This is a genomic window from Streptomyces halobius, assembly GCF_023277745.1.
Lineage (GTDB): Bacteria > Actinomycetota > Actinomycetes > Streptomycetales > Streptomycetaceae > Streptomyces > Streptomyces halobius.
Genome location: NZ_CP086322.1, coordinates 2092688 through 2109972, shown reverse-complemented (window position 1 = coordinate 2109972; position 17285 = coordinate 2092688). Strand labels below are relative to the sequence as shown.

Sequence of the window (17285 nt, the reverse complement as noted above, 5' to 3'; positions counted from 1 at the left end):
ATGGTGCACGGGGGTCAGATGACCAGGTCAACGCTGTCGGCCGGGGCGGCGGGCGAGGGAGCGGCCGGGGCCTGCTGCTGTTCGCGGACCTGCTTGACCAGCTGGCGCTCGACGAAGTAAGCAAAGGAGGCGTAGCCGCGCCAGATGCGGCGCCATTCCCGTTGGACGGCCTCGTCGCCGGAGTTGCGCCGCACGTCGTCGAGGTACGAGACGATGATGTCGGCCGCCTGCCGGGCGTGGCCGGCGGAGAAGTTATCGATCGACAGATGCGCCTCCGCGTAGGAGACATCGAGGTGGTGCCGGCGCAGCTTCTGTATCTCGTGGAGCCGCATTTCCCCCAGGGCAAACATCTCGATGCCCAGGTTGTAGCCGAGGATCTCGTTGTAGAGCGTGTCGGGGAAAAGCGACAGGCAGACCTGGTGGATGGAGAACCCGTAGGTGGGGTCGGGGAGGTCGCCCTGGTTGCGGAATTCCGGCTGCCGGATGTGCGGCAGGTGGATGTCCATGCTGGCGAGGACCTGGTGGATGAGCGTGATGTGGTTCTTGGTGATGTCGCCGCGGCCCATTTCGTCGGCGTAGATAGCGAACAGCATGGCGTCGCTCTGCCGGTGGTTGCGGCCGAGGTTGCCGATGCGGTGGGCCCAGCTGCCGTCGACAAGGCTGGCGAGCGCGTAGGTGGTCTGCTCGAAGATAACCTCGTCGCGGTCGGGGATCTCGGTGAGCGGTTGGTAGGGGTTAACCAACTTGTCCCAGTAGATGCGCTCGACGCGCTCCATGAGCGCCTCGGGGGTGTAGTCGAAGTACTCGGCGTTGGTGATCCGTCCGTCGGCTCCGTGGGTGAAGAGGAGTTCCGCATCGGCGAGACCGGCCTCGGCTCGGTCCCGGGCAGCCGCCATGATGTGGGCGAACTGCTCGACGTTGACGATGCGGTGGAACAACTGCCGGTCCTCCAGCCCGCTTTCGGCATCGGCGATGACGACGTCCTGAGGTTCTGCTCCGCGCAGGGCCTCGGCCCAGCCAACGGCCCGGTCGTCTCCGGCGGTATTGGGGACGAAGTCGAGGTCAGCGGGTTCGCCGGCTGAGATCGTCTCCGCCCATGCTGTGAAGGTGGCCGCCTCACGTTCGTCGAAGATGCCGAACATCGGACCGCCGAACTTGATGGACTTCAGGAAACGGCAGGTTCCGTCGCGGGCGGGCTTCATCTGCCGCGAGGCGCGGAATTCGGCGACGAACTCGGCCAGGTCGAGAGGCTCGCCGTCGAGCCAGTCGGACAGCCGCCGGTCGCCCATGCGGACGCTGCGGTGCTGGCGGCCGGCGAATGACGCGTGGCGGGCTACGATCTGCGCGACCCTGGCGTCGAGGGAGAGCCCCTCGTACCAGGTGGCCAGTTCAGTGAGCAAGGTGGTGTGCTCATGCTCTAGCCGCAGGACGAGGGCGATGGCGGCGAGCATGCGACGCCGGTCCTCGTCCCCAGTCGGTGACTGGTCGGTGAGCGCAAGGTAGTCGGCCAGGACAGCGCGGGCCTCGGCCTCCGGCAGGTGCGGCTCGGTGCCCAAGAGCAGGTCGTCGACGCCCAGTGCGGCCATGGCATAGTGCACGCCGAGCACTTCCGGCAGGAAAGAGGCGGGCAGCCGGGAGAGCGCGAGGTAGAAGGAAGCGTGCAGGGCAGTCAGCGGGCGGACCGCGGCCTGTCGGAGGAAGTCGGCGGCCTCGATCTCGGGCAAGTGCACGCCCAGTTCGGCCAGGGCGCGACGGCGCCGAGCCAGCTGTCCGCGCTGCGGAATGCCCTCGCCCTGCAGGAAGAAGTGCTGGCCGAAGAGCTGGTTGACGATGACGGACGGCTGGGTGGCGGCCTGCGAGACGGTGTCGAGCCAGCAGCAACCCAGCAGCGTGAGTGGGGCGCGCTGGCGCAGCACGAGCTCGCGCGTCTCGGGGGCGGCCTCACGCAGCGCGGTGACGGCCGGCACGAGTTCGGTGCGGGTCTGCTTCACCCACGCGGCGATGGCGTCGGCGTCCGTGCAGGCTTGTGGCTCAGCGGTGGTGAGGAACGCCTCCAGAGTGCGGCGGGCGACGAGCAGCGTGGTCTCACTCTCCTGGTCGCCGAGCAGCTGCCGGAAGATGCCTGCGGGTTTCCCGGCGATGACCGCCGTAGCCTCCCTCGCGGCCTTCGGGCTGAAGTGGAACGGGGCGCGGGGCAGTGAGGTGGTCAGGTCGGGAAGGGGGAATCCGGTGTGTACATTCATCGAAGCTCCCGGGTTTCGGTTGCCGCCGCCTCGGATGTCGGTGCGGCGGGCAGCTTGCGCAGCAGCACGCCTACCCGGACGCCGGGCACGCTCGCCACCAGCAGGTAGTGGCCGTGGTCCCGTAGCTGCCCGGCCGTGGCCCGGTCCGCGAGGTTGATGAGCGGATCGGCGGCGAAGCAGTGGCCAAGGCGAGGGATGTTGTCGAGGAACAACTGCTCCTGCGTGAATCCGGCCTGACGTTCTTTGAGCGCGACGATGGGCTTGTAGAGATTGGGGTGCAGGACGCCGTCGATGTCGCCGATCTTCATGTCGGCAGCGTCGAGGATGCGTTCGTTGACCGCACGGGCCAGGTCCGAGCTGATCTCGTTGGTCCACTCCAGGGCCCGGGTTTCCTGCGCGGACGCCCCGGCCACGATCTCGTAGGAGTCCTGGCCCTGGGGTGCATCGCTCACCAGAACGGCGGCGGCGCCGTCGCTGAACAGGGCGAAGTTCTCCATCCGCACCGATTCGTCGGTGATCCGGTCGGTGGTGACGACCAGCACCGTGCGGTGGTGTCCGGCGGCCACGAGGGCCTGTGCGGTGCGCAGGCCGACCAGGAGGTTGGTGCAGCGGTTAAGGGTGATGCCGGTGAAGGCGGCGTTGCCCAGGCCGAGTCCGGACATCACCGTCTCGACGAACTGTCCGTGGGTACGGGGCCCGCCGGGGAATTCTGTGGAACACAGCACGAGGCAGTCAACGGACGAGGGGGCGGTCCCGGCGGCGTTCAGCGCCGCCAGACCGCTGCGCACGGCCAGGGTCTCCAGGCTCTCGTCCGTGAGTCGGACGTTGCCCCAGCCCCATATCGATGCCTTGGGAGGCATGCCGAACTCGTGGGCTTTGCGGAGCAGGTTCTCGATCGAGGTGTGCTCGTGCTCGGTCTCGCCGAGGACGTAGCGGGGGCTGGACAGATACACCGGGGCGACATTCACCGTGCGGGATCACTCTCTGGGTCGGCCGGGTGGACCAACGCCATCATCTTGTTGGCTTCGGGGTACGGGACTGCGTCGGCCCCGAACCCGAAGGTGCCGAAGTCACGGATCTCCTTCGCCGCGCAGACGACGGCGCCGAGTGCGGCCCGGGACAGTGCCGAGCCGACGCTGATCCGTCGCACACCCAGGGTGCCGAGCTCGGCCACGGTCAGCGGCAGTGCGGGCGAACCCATCAGGACATTGACCGGGCGCCCTACGGAGGAGCACACCGCGCGGATCGCGTCGGCGTCCGGTAGCGCAGGCGCGTAGAGCACATCAGCGCCGGCCGCTTCGTACGCCTTCAGGCGGCGGATGGTGTCCGGCAGATCGGGCCTACCTTGGAAGAAGTTCTCAGCCCGCGCAGTGACCGTGAAGGGGAAGTCGAGCTCCCTGGCAGCGGCAACGGCCGCGGCCACGCGCTCGACGGCCTCCTCAAGGGGGCGTACGGGGTCATCGGCGCGACCGGTGGAGTCCTCTATCGAGCCGCCGACCAGGCCCGCCGCGGCGGCGCGCCGGATGGTCTCTGCGACCTCCTCTGGGGTGTCACCGAATCCGCTCTCCAGGTCTGCGGTCACCGGCAGGGTGGTCGCAGCGACGATCGACCTGGCGTTGCCCAGGATGGTCTCGCGGGCAAGGGAGCCGTCGGGCTGACCGAGGCCGTGGGCCAGGCCCGCGCCGGTCGTGGCGAGCGCTGGGAAGCCGAGCCGGGTCAGGATGCGTGCGGTGCCCGCATCCCACGGGTTAGGGACGACGAAGGGGTCGGGACCCTCGTGGAGCTTGTGGAAGGTGGCAGCCCGTCGGTACTGGTCTGTGGCGGAGCGGTTCATGGTGGTGTCCCCTCTGCGGTGCTCGTGAGCCAGGTGTGAGGCACTTCTCAAATAACCTCAACATGCATGCTGGCAGGCGGATTTGCGCCATGTTCGGCACGGACGAGCGGCCGAAGGAGGTCAGTGATGGCGCTGGGCCTGCCGTCGAAGTAGAAGTGGCCGCCGTCGGGCCAGTGCTGGGCTGGCTCATCGGTGCATTCGCGCGCCCACAGTTCGAGATCGGCTTCCTTGACGTGCGGGTCGTCGGCTCCGTTGACGAGAGTGACGGGGACGTGCAGGGGGGTGGCCGACCGGTGGGTGTACCGGGCGACCATGCGAAAGTCGGACTTCAGATGCGGCAGCAGCAGATCCTGCAATGCCTCGTCGGCGATGACTTCAGGCGGCAGTCCGCCGAAGAAGCCGACGGCCTCGGTGAACGCACGGCCCTCCAGGCGCGCAGCCTCCACCACGCGCCGAGTGGGCAGCAGTGCCGGCGCCGCGCATCCGGAGGCAACCAAGTGGCGGAAGTCGGGCAGACCGCCAATGCGGCGTGCGACCTCGAAGGCCAGGACCGCTCCGAAGCTGTGTCCGAAGAGGACGAAGGGCCGGTCGGCAGTGGCGACAATGGAGGCCGCCGCACCGTCGGCGAGCTCCATCACGTCGGTGATGGCAGGCTCTTGGTAGCGGGGGCCACGGCCTGGGGGACAGACCGCGACGATCTCAGCATCGTCCCCCATATCCCGCTGCCAGCCGAGGAACGAGCGCGGGTTGCCTCCTGCGTGGGGGAAGCAGTAGATGCGGGCAGCGCGCTCAGACACTGCCGAGTCGCGCAGAAACCACGGAGAAGAAGTCACAGCAATCCACCGATCTCTCGCACCATGGGGCGTTCAGGAAGCCGGCCGGGGACCGGTCGCATTCCAGCCGACGTCGGCGAGCGTTACCGCTTCGGCCGGGTTCTGAGAGACCATGTGCGGAAGTGCGCAAAACCCCAACGCTCCCATCAGAACACCTGTAGCGGCGAATCTGGCACGCACTAAGAGCGAAGCTCGTCCGGGCATGCGTAAGGGCAAAGGATTTGACCGCATGTACCCTACACCTCTCTTTCCGTCTGCGCACGTAGGACTCGAGGAAAATGACCAGTAGATGGAGAGGGGGTTTCCCCTCACCGACTCATGAAGCGAGCGCGGCTCAAGCTGATCACTTGGCTTCAATCTTCCTTGCCGCAAGCCCGGATTGAAGCTTTAAGATGGCTCAGGTTTCCGCACTGCCGGAAACTGAGGGACACATTCTAGGGCGTAGATGCCAATAACGGACATCAGAGGGGGAGTCGTGAGCTCGGCAGAGCGCTCAAATGGGGATCATTTTGTGCAAGTTGACGCAAACGTGTCCATGCGGCCGGAAGGACTGGAGAGCGCCCTGCGATCCATTACTGCACAGCTGAGTGCGCTGCACCGACGAACCGGCAGACACCCCATTGACGTCAGCGAAACAAAGGAGTTGGAGGATGCACCAATTCCCGAAGAGCCTCGTATTTCATACCTTCACGGGCTGGACGCGATAAGGTCCGCCATCGACGAGGCACTCAACGGCGCACATCGTGAAATACTGACAGCCCAACCTGATGGCCCTCGCCCCGGACCAGTTCTCGATACGGCCCTGGAATCCGTGCGTCGCCATATCGAGGCCGGGGTCGCTATGCGTACGCTCTATCAGCACACGACGCGTTTCGATGAGGCGACGAAGAATTATGTGCGGGCGGTCACCAATTACGGGGTACGGATACGGACCCTGGCTGAATTCTTCGACCGTCTCATCATCGTCGACGACTCCGTGGCATTTATTTCCGCCAACGAGAGCCGCACCACGGGACTGGCAATCAGGGAGCCGGCGATCGTGCGCTTCCTCAAGGACACCTTCGAACGCTCCTGGGACCGCGCGAAGTCCTTCCCATTCGTCCCCCTGCACGCCGCGAAGGCGGCCGACGACGTCATCCCGTCGTTGCGCGAGTCGATCAGCAGGCTGCTCATCAGCGGCTACTCGGACAAGCGGATCGCGCGCCGGCTCGGCATCAGCGAACGGTCGTTGCAAGGTCATATCGCAACGATGAAGCAGCAGTTGGGGGCACATACGCGGCTGCAGCTCGGCTACCTGCTGGGCAGAGACGAGACTACGCTCGTGCTGTGAAGGCCATGCCGTGAGCGCCACATGATGAGCGCCCCCACGGAGGACAACCTCCAGGGGGGCGCTTATGCGTATGCGGGGAGGCGGGCAAGGGCCGCCCGTGTGCGCGTCCCTTCACCGCCCTCGGGTCAACGTGTCGGCTCGGCTGAGGAAGACGGGACGCTGTCCTGTATCGGCGGGGCTGCAGTCGGCGGCGTCTGAGGGGCGCGGCTGGGGCGCAGCCGGGAAACGGTGACGCCGCCCAGGCAGATGACACCACCTAGGAGCGTGACCCAGCCGGGCACTTCCTTCAGGGCAACCCAGGAGATGAGAACGACGACCGCGGGCACCGCGTACGTGGTCGCCCCCAACCGGCCCGCGTTGGTCCGCGACAGCGCGTAGGCCCACGTGCTGAAGGCGAGGGCAGTCGGGAACAGGCCAAGATAGACGACATTGAGGGTCGCCGAGAGCGGCGCCGCGGACACCTGCGAGACGAGCTGCCCACTGAACGGCAGGCATGCCACGGTGCCGATGAGGCAGCCGAACGTTGTCACTTGCATCGGTGTGGCATGCCGCAGTGCGGGCTTCTGCGATACGACACCGGCCCCGTAGGCAACAGCGGCCAGCAGGCACAGCGCCACGCCCAGCACAGACGACGAACCGCCTCCGGACGTGGAGAAGCCCACCACGACCGCGCCCACGAACGACACCGCCATGCCAGCCAGCAGCAGGGCCGGGAACCCTTCTTTGAGCAGCCAGCCACCCAACACCGCGATCACCATCGGCCCGATGTTGACGACCATGGCAGCCGTGCCGGCGTCGACCAGCTGCTCGCCCCAGTTCAACGCCACCATGTAGCACCCGAACCAGAGCACTCCGGAGCATGCGATCCCGGGCCACGCCTTACGCGGCGGTACACCGCCCCGCTTGACCAGCAGGACGCACACCAGCGCGATGGAGCCCGTTGCAAGCCGCCCGAGGGCCAGGGCACCGGGCCCGAAATGGTCCGCCGACGCACGAATGGATACAAAGGCCGAAGCCCATAAGACTACGGTGACCGAGGCAGCAAGCAGGGCGGGACGGTCCATTCCGGAACGCTCACTCAATGGATTCATACGAGCAATCTAGTCATGTGTATGTGCCATCAGTAGATCACCGCCAGATCTCGCGCAATAGGCATCTCTTTGGCTGGATCCGTTCGTAGTGATCGCGGCGGACGGGGAGGCGCATGAGCAGCTTGGAGGTCTTCAGGAATGGTGGAGCAAGCGTGCAACACACTCCCGTCAGCGGAGCGCGGCGTGCAGCCGGGTGAAGGCCGTGCGCAGGACTGCCGGATGGCTCGCCGCGTTGATGCGGAAGCAGCGGTCGTACGCTCTACCGCCGAAGCTCTCCCCGGCGAGCACGTGAATGCCGCTCGTGTCGAGCGCCTGGCTCAGCCGTCGCGCGTCCTGTTCGTCGGCGATCTCGGCCCACACCAGGTAGGTGGCGTCGGGGGCGGTCGCGGAGATCCGCACGGGCAGGCTCGCCAGTTCGTCGAGGACGAGCCGCACCCGCTCGGCAAGTTCCTCGCGCAGGATGTCCAGCCATGCGACGCCCTCTTGCTGGTAGCAAGCGACGGTGGCGATGGTGCCGAGGCTGCCCGGCCGTCCCAGAAGGCTCAGCGGCAGCTCTGCGAGGGCCGCGGCGGAGTGCTCCGAGCCGTAGACGGTCGCACTCTTGAGCCCGGGGATGTTGAACGCCTTCGACGCGGAGGTGAGCCCGAAGGCGCGTATCCCGTGGATGGCGGTGTCCGCGAACGCCGAGGGCACCGGGCGGCCGGGCATCCCCAGCGGAATGTGCACCTCATTGGCGAGGAGCAGCAGTTCATGCTCCTGGCACACCTCGATGGCCTGGGACATCTCCTGGAGCGTCCAGGCTCGTCCCACCGGGTTGTGCGGCTGGCACACGATCCAGGCCCGGGCGCCTTCGCGGGCCGCGGTGGCCAGCGCCGCCCAGTCGTGCCGCCAGTCCGCGTCGGTGCGGATCAGGGGCACGGCCACCGGTTCGAGGCCCGCCTCACGGACCACCGTGAACAGGTCGCCGTACACCGGCGTCTCGACGATGACGGGACTGCCCGGCGCCAGGCCGGACCGCATCAGGGTGCGCAGCCCGGTCAACACGTCCGTGGTGCAGCGCACTCCGGCGACGTGGGCGTCATGGTGCTCGGCCAGATAGCTCCCGCACGCCGCCTCCTGCGCCTCGGGCAGCCCGTATCCGGTCTCACCGAGGTCGAGGGCCTCGCCGAGAGCGGAGCGCAGGAACTCCGGTGGGTGCAGGTCCATTTCGGCGACGCCGAGGCAGATGCGGTCGGGGTCGTCTGCACCGATCCGCCACTTCAGGGTGCGGCGGGCCCGCAGCAGGTCGAGGTCGGCGATGAAGCGCGGCCGCGCCGGTGCCCGAACGTGCGCGGCCGCGCCGGCGTGGGAGAGCGCGGGCTCCCGCGCTATCGCCGCCCCCAGGTCATTCGGCATTCCGGTCCAGTTCGACATAGAGCCGGGTACCGCCCTTGCCCTTGGTCCGGCGGCGCACGGTCACCTTGCCCTGGATCTCCTTCGGGTGGCTGACGTGCGTACCGCCGCAGGGGATTTCGATGTCGCCCGAGCGCCACACGAAGACGTCCTGTGTGCCGGGCAGCGGGTCGACGGTCGCCTCCGGGGAACCGGCCAGCAGATCCACGACGCGTTCCTGGATGCCAGGGACGGCGTCCGTCGCGATCGCGCAGTTGAAGTCGAAGCGGGCGGAGCTGTCGCTGATGTGGCAGCCGCGCGTCGACCGTGTCAGGCCCTGGGACTCCAGGTATTCGCCCGTCGCGTGGAAGAGGAAGTGCGCCAGGGTGTGCATCTGCATGTTGTGCAGCCGCCGCTCCCAGTCGATCTCCATCGTGACCTGCTCGCCCACGGTGAGGGCGCAGGGCTCCTCGAACTCGTGGTAGAACACCGCCTCGATGGTGGCGACTTCGCCGTTGGGCAGCTGGAACGGACGGCCACCTGCCTTCTGTACGTCGATGACGCGTTGCCCGTTCACCGTGCCCTGGTCGGCGACCTGGCCGCCGGACTCGGCGTAGAAGACGGACTGGTCGAAGATGGCGTAGCGATCACTGGCCGCCAGGACCGTCGCGGTGCCCGTCGTCGCATATGGATCGTGGTGGTAGAGCTGCTTGGTGGGTGGGCAAGAGCTCCACAGGGCGGCTTCAATCACTGCTGTCTCCCCAGGTCAGTAGCGTGGTGCCATAGAGTTCACCGCGGTCGGCGAAGAAGGTGAGGATCTCGCCCTCGGCGTCCGGGCCCAGAGCGGCGGCCAGCTGCCGTGCTCCCATGTAGCAGACGCCGGACGAGCCGCCCACACTGATCCCGCGGGCCGCCAACTCCTGGACCCCTGCGCAGGCTTGGGCGTCGGATACCTCGAACACTCCGGTCACGCGGTCCCGGACGGAGTCGATGACGGCCGGTATGCGGTTCTGATTGCCGGTGCCCCGCAGGATGCTGGGGGCGGGGTCGCCGCCGAAGGTAATGGAGCCGTGCCGGTCCGCGACGTAGGAACGGATGCCCTTGGCATCGAGCATGGCGGACAGGGCGGAGAAGTGACCGCCGCTGCCGACGCAGAAGATCCCGGCAGCGATACGGGAGAAGTCCAGGGTGCGCATCAGGTGGGGGACCACCCAGCGGCTGTAGACCTCGGGGTTGAGCGGGCTGTCGTTCTGATTGGTCCAGTAGTAGTCGGGGTGCTGTGCCCGCAGCATCTGCAGCAGGTCGTCACGGGCCTGCTGGAAGCCGAGTACGGGGTGCGGCTCGGGCGCGAGGTGCAGCACGGCGCCCGCCAGCTCGATCTTGCGCCGGGTCACGGCCGGGATTCCGGGGTCGGACACCAGATGGACCTCGTGGCCGAGCAGGCGGCCCGCGGCCGCGAGGCCCAGGCCCAGTGACCCGGAGGTGGACTCGATCACCGGTCGGCCCTCGGCGAGCAGTCCCCGCTCCTTGGCCAGGAGCAGCAGGCCGAGTCCGAGGATCGACTTGAAGCTGGTCTCGGTGGCGGGGCTGCCGTGGACGGCGCGCAGGCTGAGCCGGGTGTCGTCGACGCGTCCGACGTTGAGGGTGGTCAGTCGGCTGAGCTCGTCGATGACGGCGTAGGGATCGACGTGGTCCGCGGGCGCGGAGGCCAGATGCTCGATGGTCATGAGCGGCCCTCCAAAAGGTTCTTGGCCCAGAAGATGGAGATGAGGAGGATGGCGATGCCCGCCAGCTGGACCAGGCTGAGTTCCTGGCCGAACAGGACGAAGCCGTACACGGCCGCGGCGACCGGCTGGAGCAGCACATAGACGGCGGCCAGCTGCAGCCGCAGGAACTTCACCGCGTGCGCCATGAGGGTCTGCCCGAGCACCTGTGAGGTCACGGCGAGCGCGATCAGCACCAGCCAGCCCTTGGCCGTCGTCGGCCACAGGCTCTCTCCGAGGACGGCCGCGACGACGAAGCAGGCCACGGCGCACGCCAGGCTCAGGGTGGCCATGATGCGGGTCGCCTCGTAGCGCTCGCGCAGGCCCTTGGTCACGACGAGGAAGAGGGCGTAGAACACCGCGGTCAGCAGGGCGAGCACATCACCGCGCAAGTGTTCCGGGTCGAGGCCGGTACCCAGGATGACGAGGATGTACAAGCCGCCGAGTGCCAGCAGCGCCGGGAAGAGAAGCTTCCACGGAATACGGTCCCCGAAGAGGAAGAACAGCAGCGGGGCGATGATGAACGGCACGAGGTTGGCCAGGAGATTGGCCTCGGCCAGCGAGGTGTAGAGGAACGAGATGTTCCACAGGCACAGGTCGGCCGCGAGGAACAGCCCTCCGAGCACGATCAGGAAGCGGTCGCGCGGCGTGACCTTGGCCTGCTTGGCCGGGGCGCCGCTCTCCCCCGGGTTCTGCGCGGCGCCGACCGACTTGGCCGCGTGCCGCGCCAGGGCGACGGACATCCCGAGCAGGAGCGGGATGGCGAAAAGGGAACGGTACGCGCCGGTGGCGACCGGGCCGACCTCACTGATCCGTACGAACACACCGCCCAGAGCCAGACAGCACACAGCGAGCAGCACCATGCCCTGGTAGCGGGCCTGTGTCCGGGGAGGCGGTGGGCTCGGGGCCTGCGCGGCGGGCGGGGCGTCGGCCGGCTCGGGAGCGGCTCCCGGGTCCGGGGGCGTGCTGGTGGTGCTGGTCGTCAACGCTGTTCCTCTTTCAGGGTGAACATATCGCTGGAGTATCCCCAAGACTCCAGCTCCGATCGGCATTCCCGGACCCGCAGGTCGTGGTCCGGCTGATGACGGGAGAAGATGAGCCCCGCGAGGGTGCCGCTGTGCGCGACGCAGATGCCCAGGGCACCCAGCTCGTTCTGGATCCGCCACAGGTCGTCCAGTGACTTCTTGGGCAGCCGGTCATTGTGCAACTCGGCGCTGTGGGAGGCAACTTCGGCCGCGGCCACGTAATTGTTCGCTCGCAGAGCGGTGTCGAGCTGCGCAAAGAGCTGTTCGTAGACACGGGCTTTGCCTAGATCCTCGGGGCGTTCCTGGTGGAACTCCTCGGTGCGCACCCAGCCGCCTTCGTCGACGCCGACGATGGTCCAGCGCAGATCCGTGCGGTAGGCGGCCAGGAGCCGCTGGGAGCGCTGGGCGCAGGCCGCGACGCCGGGGTGCAGGAGGTAGTCGCCGTACTCCAGCTGCCGGGCCACGGAGAGCGCCAGCGCCTGCACGACCTCGTCCGGGGTGTCCGGGTGCAGGCTGCGTATGCAGAGCTGAGCGGTGGCCAGAATGTCCGCGGTAGAGCTGGCATACCCCTTCGCCACCGGGATGTTGGACTCGATCTCGATGGTGCAGTTAAGGGCACCGTGTCCCAGCTCGGCGCTCAGCATTTCAAAAGCGGAAAGGGCCTTGGACCGGTCGCTCGGAGTGACATGGAGCCGTCTTTCCGCGGTGCCGTCATGTGGGCGCAGTCGCGCCCTGCTTCTTAACTCTTCGACTGGAGCAGTAAAGAGAAAATGCTCGAACCCATGCGCACCAAAGGTATACCCCTGGAGAATTTCTCCGAAAGTGCCATGGACCGTGGTTACTATCTCGGCAGGCATGCGGACAGTTCTATACGTCCAAGATCAGGATCGCAATCCAAGACTCCCTTTGGGCTCCTATAAATGTTCTTTTGGGTGTAGAATTTTTCGTCCATTTTACCCTGTTTGGGCATTTTGAGGCGCCTCGTGGGCTCAACTGTGGTCTGATCTGCACCAGTTCAGGCTGCCATCGAGGCCCTCTGGAGTTGTAAATTCCACTTCCCTGCATCCCGCATCTTTACCTGGAGATGGGATGACCTTGGTGGCATGCAGTACTGGGATGGAGCTCTCGGAAGGATTACTCAGCCGTTTCGGTGCCGCGGCTCATGGGGTTGATGGGGTTGATCATCAATGCGGCAATTCCGTATGCTCGCCGCATGATCGAGCCCCGGCACCTTCGTGTACTGCAGGTCGTAGCGCAGGCCGGTTCATTCACCGCAGCCGCACGTGAGCTGAGGTGCACGCAACCGGCGGTCAGCCAGCAGATAAAAGCCCTTGAGAAATCTGTGGGCACGCCGATTCTGGCCCGCTCGGGCCGGAATGCGTTTCTCACGGAAGCCGGCGAGATACTCGCCCGGCACGCCGCTGCTGTTCTCACCAGACTGACCGCGGCCGAGGAGGAGATAGCGGCCATCGCGGGCCTGCACGCGGGCCGTGTGCGGCTTGTCTCCTTCCTCAGCGGCACCTCCACCGTGGTCCCGCCCGCCCTGGCCACAGTGCGCGCCGCCCAGCCGGAGGTGGAGGTTACGCTCAACGAGGCCACCCCGCCGCGCGCCATCGACATGCTGCGCAACGGGGACTGCGACATCGCCCTGGCCTTCCGGTATCCGCAGCCCCCCGGCGCCCATCCGGATACCCCGGACGCGGAAAGGGCGGCGGGCACCGACTGGAACGGTCTTGTCGTGCACCCCTTGCTGACCGACCGGCTGGTCGGCCTGCTCCCGGAGAGCCATCGACTCGCCGACGCCGGGAAGTTGGAACTCACCGATCTCGCCGACGAGACCTGGATCGTCGGCTGCGCGAGCTGCCGCGGCCATGTGGTAAAGCTCTGCGAGCGCTCCGGGTTCACCCCCAGGATCGATCTGGCCACGGATGACTACCCCACGGTGATGGGTCTGGTCGGCGCGGGCATGGGGGTCGCGGTGCTGCCGGAGCTTGCGCTCAGCTCTATGCGGTCCGAGGCGATCCGCCTGGCGCCGATCGTTCCCACTATCGAGCGGGCCGTGGTCGCCCTGACCCTGCCCGCCTACGAGTCGGTGCCCGCGATCCGGCTCATGCTCCAGCACTTGGGGAACGCCGCCCGCCCCTGACGGCCCCTCCCCTGCGTGCTCACCCACGCGGGAACACCCACGCGGGGCCACTCGGGAATCCGCTGGCAGGAGCGGGCACTTCGCCCGTAGGAGCTGTGGCCTTGATGGGGAGAGTTCCCTGGTCAGGGCCACAGTTCGCGGACGAGTCGTCCCGTGCGCCGGGATCAGACCGCCGGGGCCGGGTAGGTCGGGTACTCCACCCCTGAGGCGTGCTGACACGGGCCCGGACCAGCTCGGCGGCGGGTCGGGTCCGTAACCCCTCCACGGGATAGCGTCCGGCTGATCACTGTCTGGGCGCGCCCGCCGATCGTCGCCGCACGGCCACCACCATCCAGGACGCGACGTAGAACACCGGCAGGGTGATCCCCACGAGCAGCGCGGCACCCGCGAACGCATTCGCCAGAAAATCCCCGCCCAGGCACGCCACACCCTGGTCATAGCCGACCATCACGGCCATTGCTCGCTACCCAGATTGGTGACCGCAGCGGTGTACCGATCGGTTATTTGTGCCTGAGTATTAAGGGCTGTCCCGTAAGAGATCTCCGAGTGAGTAATTGTCAATTCCTGTGGATCAGTTGAGGTTGTTCACGCTGCGAGGGCCTCGGGTCGTTCGACGAGCTCGCCGCGTTCGAAGCGGGCTCCGGCTCGGACGAGAGCGACGAGGTGGGGTGCGTTCACGGCTCGCCAGCGGGCCTGGGCGGACTCCACGAGCTTGAACACCATCGCCAGAGCGGCCGCTCGGGAACCGGCCCCTTTGGTGACCTTCGTCCGCAGTCGGACAGCCGCGAAGGTCGACTCGAAGCTCTCTTGTCAAGCTGCCCTGTATGCGGGTGGTTGAGCGGTTCGACGCTCTGCGTCCTTCCACATGTGTCGGATGATCACGTTGGCAAGTTGACGTTTATGGGCTCGGCGCGCGGACCGTTTGGGCACGTTCTCGCTGATCTTGCGGGCCATGAAGGAGCGAGCGGGCTCGTGGCAGCGGACCTGGGTGACGTGCACGATGTGCAGCACAGAGTTGACCTTGCGGTTGCCGCCGACGTCGAGCCGGTGGCGGCGGGCCCGGCCGTGGCCCTCGCCGGAGGAGACGGCCAGCGGAGCGGCACCGCACCAGCGGGCGAACTGGGCCTCGGTGCGGAACCGGCACGGGTCTCCGACCTCGACCAACAGCTCCATGGCGGTGACTGTGCCGATGCCGCAGATTTCGGTCAGCGTGCAGCCCAGCATGGACAGCAGCGCGGGGACCTTCTTGTCGAGGTCTTTGATCCGCCGGGTCAGCCAGCGGATGTCGTTGAGGGCGGCGACCAGCCGGTCGATGTGTATCAAGGTCGCAGAAGACACCTCGGGCTGCTGCCGGGCGATGGTCTCCAGCGCCTCCAACTGTGGCAGCACGCGGCTGGTCGCCGGAAGCTCGGCCCGGATGGCCATGGGCAGCGAGACGAGGACGGCCTCGGCCTCATTCAGCTGGCGTGTCCGCTGCAGGACCAGGGAGGACCGCCAGTCATGGATGGCGGTGAGTTCGTCCCAGACAGCATCCGGCGCGGAGTGCTTGCCGGCCGGGGGCAGGTGCGGGTCGGACAGTGTCTCGCGGGCGATTGCTTCCGCGTCTTCGATGTCGGTCTTGGCGCGGCGTCGGCACCTGCGGCGTTCGGCGGTGCGGTTCGGCTGCACCTCGCGCACGTCGTACCCGGCCGCGGCCAGGGCGAGGGCGAGTGGCTGTCCCAGACTGGACGATCCCTCGATACCGATCCGGTCGATCACCAACTCACTGTCGCTGAGGAAGCCCAACAGTTCAGTGATCCCGTCGGGCGTGACGGCGAAGGAAGCGGCTTCCCCCGCTTCGCCTCTCCGGTCGACCAACGAGATGGTGGCGCTGTGCTTGTGCGGGTCGATTCCGGCGACGCCATGGCGTGCTTCCAACTCCTGTGCCTTCCCTGCTGCCGATACGGTGGCAGCGCGGCCCCGCGACGTCGGCAGATCTGGGTTGAGTCGGACAGGCTCTCTTCAAGCCAGGCGTCCGGGGGCCACGCCGACGGCCCGCCCGACACTTCGAATCAAAGGCAACCTTCCGGCGCCAATCGGATTCAGAGTCAGGGCGGGCCGTTTCGAGCGCCAGCCGGGGGAGCAACTCCCCGACTGGTAGGGGAAGTACAACACCCAGATCGGGTTCGTGGTCCGCAGGTGGATCCAGTGCTCGGCCGGGAAGTCGTAGAACGCCAGCAGCTGGGCCTCGTCATCGACGATCTTCTTGACGACCTTGGGGAACTTCGCCCCGTACTGCTTGGCGAACGCGGCGACGGCCTTGGCCGCGTGCTCGCGGTCCTCGGCGTTGTAGATGTCCTGGATGGCCTTCTTCGCAGCGGGCTGGGCCGACTTCGGGAGGCTGTCGAGGCAGTTGGCCGTTTTGTGAACCCAGCACCTTTGGTGGCGGGGTTCGGGAAAGACCTCGTTCAGTGCGTTCCAGAAACCGAGTGCGCCATCGCCGACGGCGAGGACGGGAGCACGCATGCCGCGCCGCTGGCCGTCCCGCAGCAGGCCGGCCCAGGACTCCGACGACTCGCGGTAGCCGTCAGCCATCGCGATCAGCTCCTTGGTGCCGTCCGCGCGCACGCCCATGACGACCAGGACCGCGGCCTTCGCCTCCTCCAGACGTATCCGCAGGTGGATGCCGTCGGCCCAGACATAGACGTAGTCCGTGGCGGACAGATCGCGCTCGCCGAACGCCTTGTGGTCGGCCTGCCACTGGGCCGTCAGCCGGGTCACCGTGGACGGGGACAGGCCGGCCGAGGAACCAAGGAACTGCTCAAGCGCGGGCACGAAGTCGCCCGACGACAGGCCGTGCAGGTAGAGCAAGGGCAGCACTTCGCTGATCTTCGGGGACTTGCGGCACCACGGCGGCAGGATCGCCGAGGAGAACCGCTTGCGCTCACCCGTCGCCTCATCGACACGTTTGTCATTCACCCGCGGCGCCTTCACCTCGACCGCCCCGGCCACGGTCGTCACCGACCGCGGCTGGTGATAGCCGTTGCGGACGACCAGGCGGTGCCCGTGCTCGTCACGTTGATCAGCCAACTCACCTATATAGGCGTTGACTTCGGCCTCCAGGGCAGCGGCCAGCATCCGCCTCGCGCCCTCGCGGACAATGTCGTCGATCAGGGAGCCGGTCTCGGTCGTTCCATCGGCATTCACTACGCTCAGCACGGGCGTGCCTTCCCGACCGACGGTGCAACGTCGGCCTACTCGATGACCAGAAGTCGATCACTCGGGAAGGTACGCCCTTCGCGTCCTACCCGAGGCCGATCCACAGGTCATGAGCATTGCTCTCTCCGAGTGGCCTGGGCTGTGATCGCCCGAGGTACGGGCCACTCTCCTATCCGGCGAGGGTGAGGTTGCGTAGCCGGGCGATGCCGAGCATGGCGTGGTGGACGCCGTCGCCTTTGAGGCGGCAGTCGCGGAGGACCTTCCAGGTCTTCATGCGGGCAAAGACGTGCTCGACACGGGCCCGGACCTGCTTGTGGGACCGGTTGTGCTCCCGCGTGCCGGCCTCGCCGATGTCGACGGTGAGCCCCACTACTTTCAGGGCGACGGCTGGGCACCATCATGACCAGCATGTGCCGGCACACCACTCTCAAGACCCCGGCGCCCTGTAGGA

At 67.1% G+C, this 17285-nt stretch carries 14 protein-coding genes and 3 pseudogenes; 2 read left to right on the top strand and 15 right to left on the bottom strand.

Annotation, left to right across the window (positions count from 1 at the left end; all coding sequences use genetic code 11):
- Positions 1–14: 14 nt before the first annotated feature.
- The 4 genes from K9S39_RS10030 to K9S39_RS10015 are packed head-to-tail and all read right to left on the bottom strand — an operon-like array spanning position 15 to position 4874.
- Positions 15–2243 carry an iron-containing redox enzyme family protein gene (locus K9S39_RS10030; RefSeq protein WP_248863010.1) on the bottom strand — a complete coding sequence of 743 codons (2229 nt, stop codon included), beginning with the start codon at positions 2241–2243 and terminating at the stop codon, positions 15–17.
- Positions 2240–3211: a 3-oxoacyl-[acyl-carrier-protein] synthase III C-terminal domain-containing protein gene (locus K9S39_RS10025; RefSeq protein WP_248863009.1), complete on the bottom strand. Its 972-nt coding sequence runs from the start codon at positions 3209–3211 to the stop codon at positions 2240–2242. The genes K9S39_RS10030 and K9S39_RS10025 overlap by 4 nt, the downstream gene beginning before the upstream one ends.
- Positions 3208–4077 carry an isocitrate lyase/PEP mutase family protein gene (locus K9S39_RS10020; protein WP_248863008.1) on the bottom strand — a complete coding sequence of 290 codons (870 nt, stop codon included), beginning with the start codon at positions 4075–4077 and terminating at the stop codon, positions 3208–3210. Before K9S39_RS10020 ends, K9S39_RS10025 begins: the two co-directional genes overlap by 4 nt.
- 47 nt (positions 4078–4124) lie before the next feature.
- Positions 4125–4874, bottom strand: coding sequence for a thioesterase II family protein (locus K9S39_RS10015; protein ID WP_248863007.1), 750 nt, complete (start codon positions 4872–4874; stop codon positions 4125–4127).
- Between the two features lie 511 nt (positions 4875–5385).
- On the opposite strand from K9S39_RS10015, the gene K9S39_RS10010 reads away from it, so the two are divergent.
- Positions 5386–6240: a LuxR C-terminal-related transcriptional regulator gene (locus K9S39_RS10010; RefSeq protein ID WP_248863006.1), complete on the top strand. Its 855-nt coding sequence runs from the start codon at positions 5386–5388 to the stop codon at positions 6238–6240.
- A gap of 125 nt (positions 6241–6365) precedes the next feature.
- Here the strand turns inward: K9S39_RS10010 and K9S39_RS10005 are convergent, their stop codons facing one another.
- The 6 genes from K9S39_RS10005 to K9S39_RS09980 all read right to left on the bottom strand — a co-directional run bounded on the left by K9S39_RS10005 (position 6366) and on the right by K9S39_RS09980 (position 12347).
- Positions 6366–7304 (bottom strand): DMT family transporter, encoded by a 939-nt coding sequence (locus tag K9S39_RS10005; RefSeq protein ID WP_248863005.1) that lies wholly within the window; start codon positions 7302–7304, stop codon positions 6366–6368.
- 195 nt (positions 7305–7499) lie between these two features.
- Positions 7500–8726, bottom strand: a complete 1227-nt coding sequence (locus tag K9S39_RS10000; protein WP_248863004.1) for an aminotransferase class I/II-fold pyridoxal phosphate-dependent enzyme — start codon at positions 8724–8726, stop codon at positions 7500–7502.
- Complete coding sequence (locus K9S39_RS09995; RefSeq protein WP_248863003.1) at positions 8716–9453, bottom strand: alanine--tRNA ligase-related protein; 738 nt, start codon at positions 9451–9453, stop codon at positions 8716–8718. The genes K9S39_RS10000 and K9S39_RS09995 overlap by 11 nt, the downstream gene beginning before the upstream one ends.
- Complete coding sequence (locus K9S39_RS09990; protein WP_248863002.1) at positions 9446–10429, bottom strand: pyridoxal-phosphate dependent enzyme; 984 nt, start codon at positions 10427–10429, stop codon at positions 9446–9448. Before K9S39_RS09990 ends, K9S39_RS09995 begins: the two co-directional genes overlap by 8 nt.
- Complete coding sequence (locus tag K9S39_RS09985) at positions 10426–11451, bottom strand: DMT family transporter (RefSeq protein ID WP_248863001.1); 1026 nt, start codon at positions 11449–11451, stop codon at positions 10426–10428. Before K9S39_RS09985 ends, K9S39_RS09990 begins: the two co-directional genes overlap by 4 nt.
- Entirely contained in the window at positions 11448–12347 is a 900-nt protein-coding gene (locus K9S39_RS09980) for a GHMP family kinase ATP-binding protein (protein ID WP_454894953.1), read from the bottom strand. The genes K9S39_RS09985 and K9S39_RS09980 overlap by 4 nt, the downstream gene beginning before the upstream one ends.
- A gap of 356 nt (positions 12348–12703) precedes the next feature.
- On the opposite strand from K9S39_RS09980, the gene K9S39_RS09975 reads away from it, so the two are divergent.
- Positions 12704–13636: a LysR family transcriptional regulator gene (locus tag K9S39_RS09975; protein ID WP_248862999.1), complete on the top strand. Its 933-nt coding sequence runs from the start codon at positions 12704–12706 to the stop codon at positions 13634–13636.
- A gap of 283 nt (positions 13637–13919) precedes the next feature.
- Here the strand turns inward: K9S39_RS09975 and K9S39_RS09970 are convergent, their stop codons facing one another.
- From K9S39_RS09970 to K9S39_RS09950, 5 genes and pseudogenes are all read right to left on the bottom strand, one after another.
- Entirely contained in the window at positions 13920–14093 is a 174-nt protein-coding gene (locus K9S39_RS09970; RefSeq protein WP_248862998.1) for a DUF6256 family protein, read from the bottom strand.
- Between the two features lie 128 nt (positions 14094–14221).
- A pseudogene (locus tag K9S39_RS09965) lies at positions 14222–14434 on the bottom strand (IS256 family transposase); the annotation flags it as partial.
- A 12-nt stretch (positions 14435–14446) separates the two neighbouring features.
- Entirely contained in the window at positions 14447–15553 is a 1107-nt protein-coding gene (locus K9S39_RS09960) for an IS110 family RNA-guided transposase (protein ID WP_248862997.1), read from the bottom strand.
- Between the two features lie 240 nt (positions 15554–15793).
- A pseudogene (locus K9S39_RS09955) lies at positions 15794–16834 on the bottom strand (IS256 family transposase); the annotation flags it as partial.
- Between the two features lie 169 nt (positions 16835–17003).
- A pseudogene (locus K9S39_RS09950) lies at positions 17004–17165 on the bottom strand (transposase); the annotation flags it as partial.
- Positions 17166–17285 lie beyond the last annotated feature (120 nt).

Bases quoted from the DNA above. Each gene is read 5' to 3' on its own strand.
- K9S39_RS09975 (WP_248862999.1), top strand. From the start codon at position 12,704: ATGATCGAGCCCCGGCACCTTCGTGTACTGCAGGTCGTAGCGCAGGCC.
- K9S39_RS10020 (WP_248863008.1), bottom strand. From the start codon at position 4,077: ATGAACCGCTCCGCCACAGACCAGTACCGACGGGCTGCCACCTTCCAC.
- K9S39_RS09990 (WP_248863002.1), bottom strand. From the start codon at position 10,429: ATGACCATCGAGCATCTGGCCTCCGCGCCCGCGGACCACGTCGATCCC.
- K9S39_RS09980 (WP_454894953.1), bottom strand. From the start codon at position 12,347: ATGCCTGCCGAGATAGTAACCACGGTCCATGGCACTTTCGGAGAAATT.
- K9S39_RS09970 (WP_248862998.1), bottom strand. From the start codon at position 14,093: ATGGCCGTGATGGTCGGCTATGACCAGGGTGTGGCGTGCCTGGGCGGG.
- K9S39_RS10005 (WP_248863005.1), bottom strand. From the start codon at position 7,304: ATGGACCGTCCCGCCCTGCTTGCTGCCTCGGTCACCGTAGTCTTATGG.
- K9S39_RS10030 (WP_248863010.1), bottom strand. From the start codon at position 2,243: ATGAATGTACACACCGGATTCCCCCTTCCCGACCTGACCACCTCACTG.
- K9S39_RS10000 (WP_248863004.1), bottom strand. From the start codon at position 8,726: ATGCCGAATGACCTGGGGGCGGCGATAGCGCGGGAGCCCGCGCTCTCC.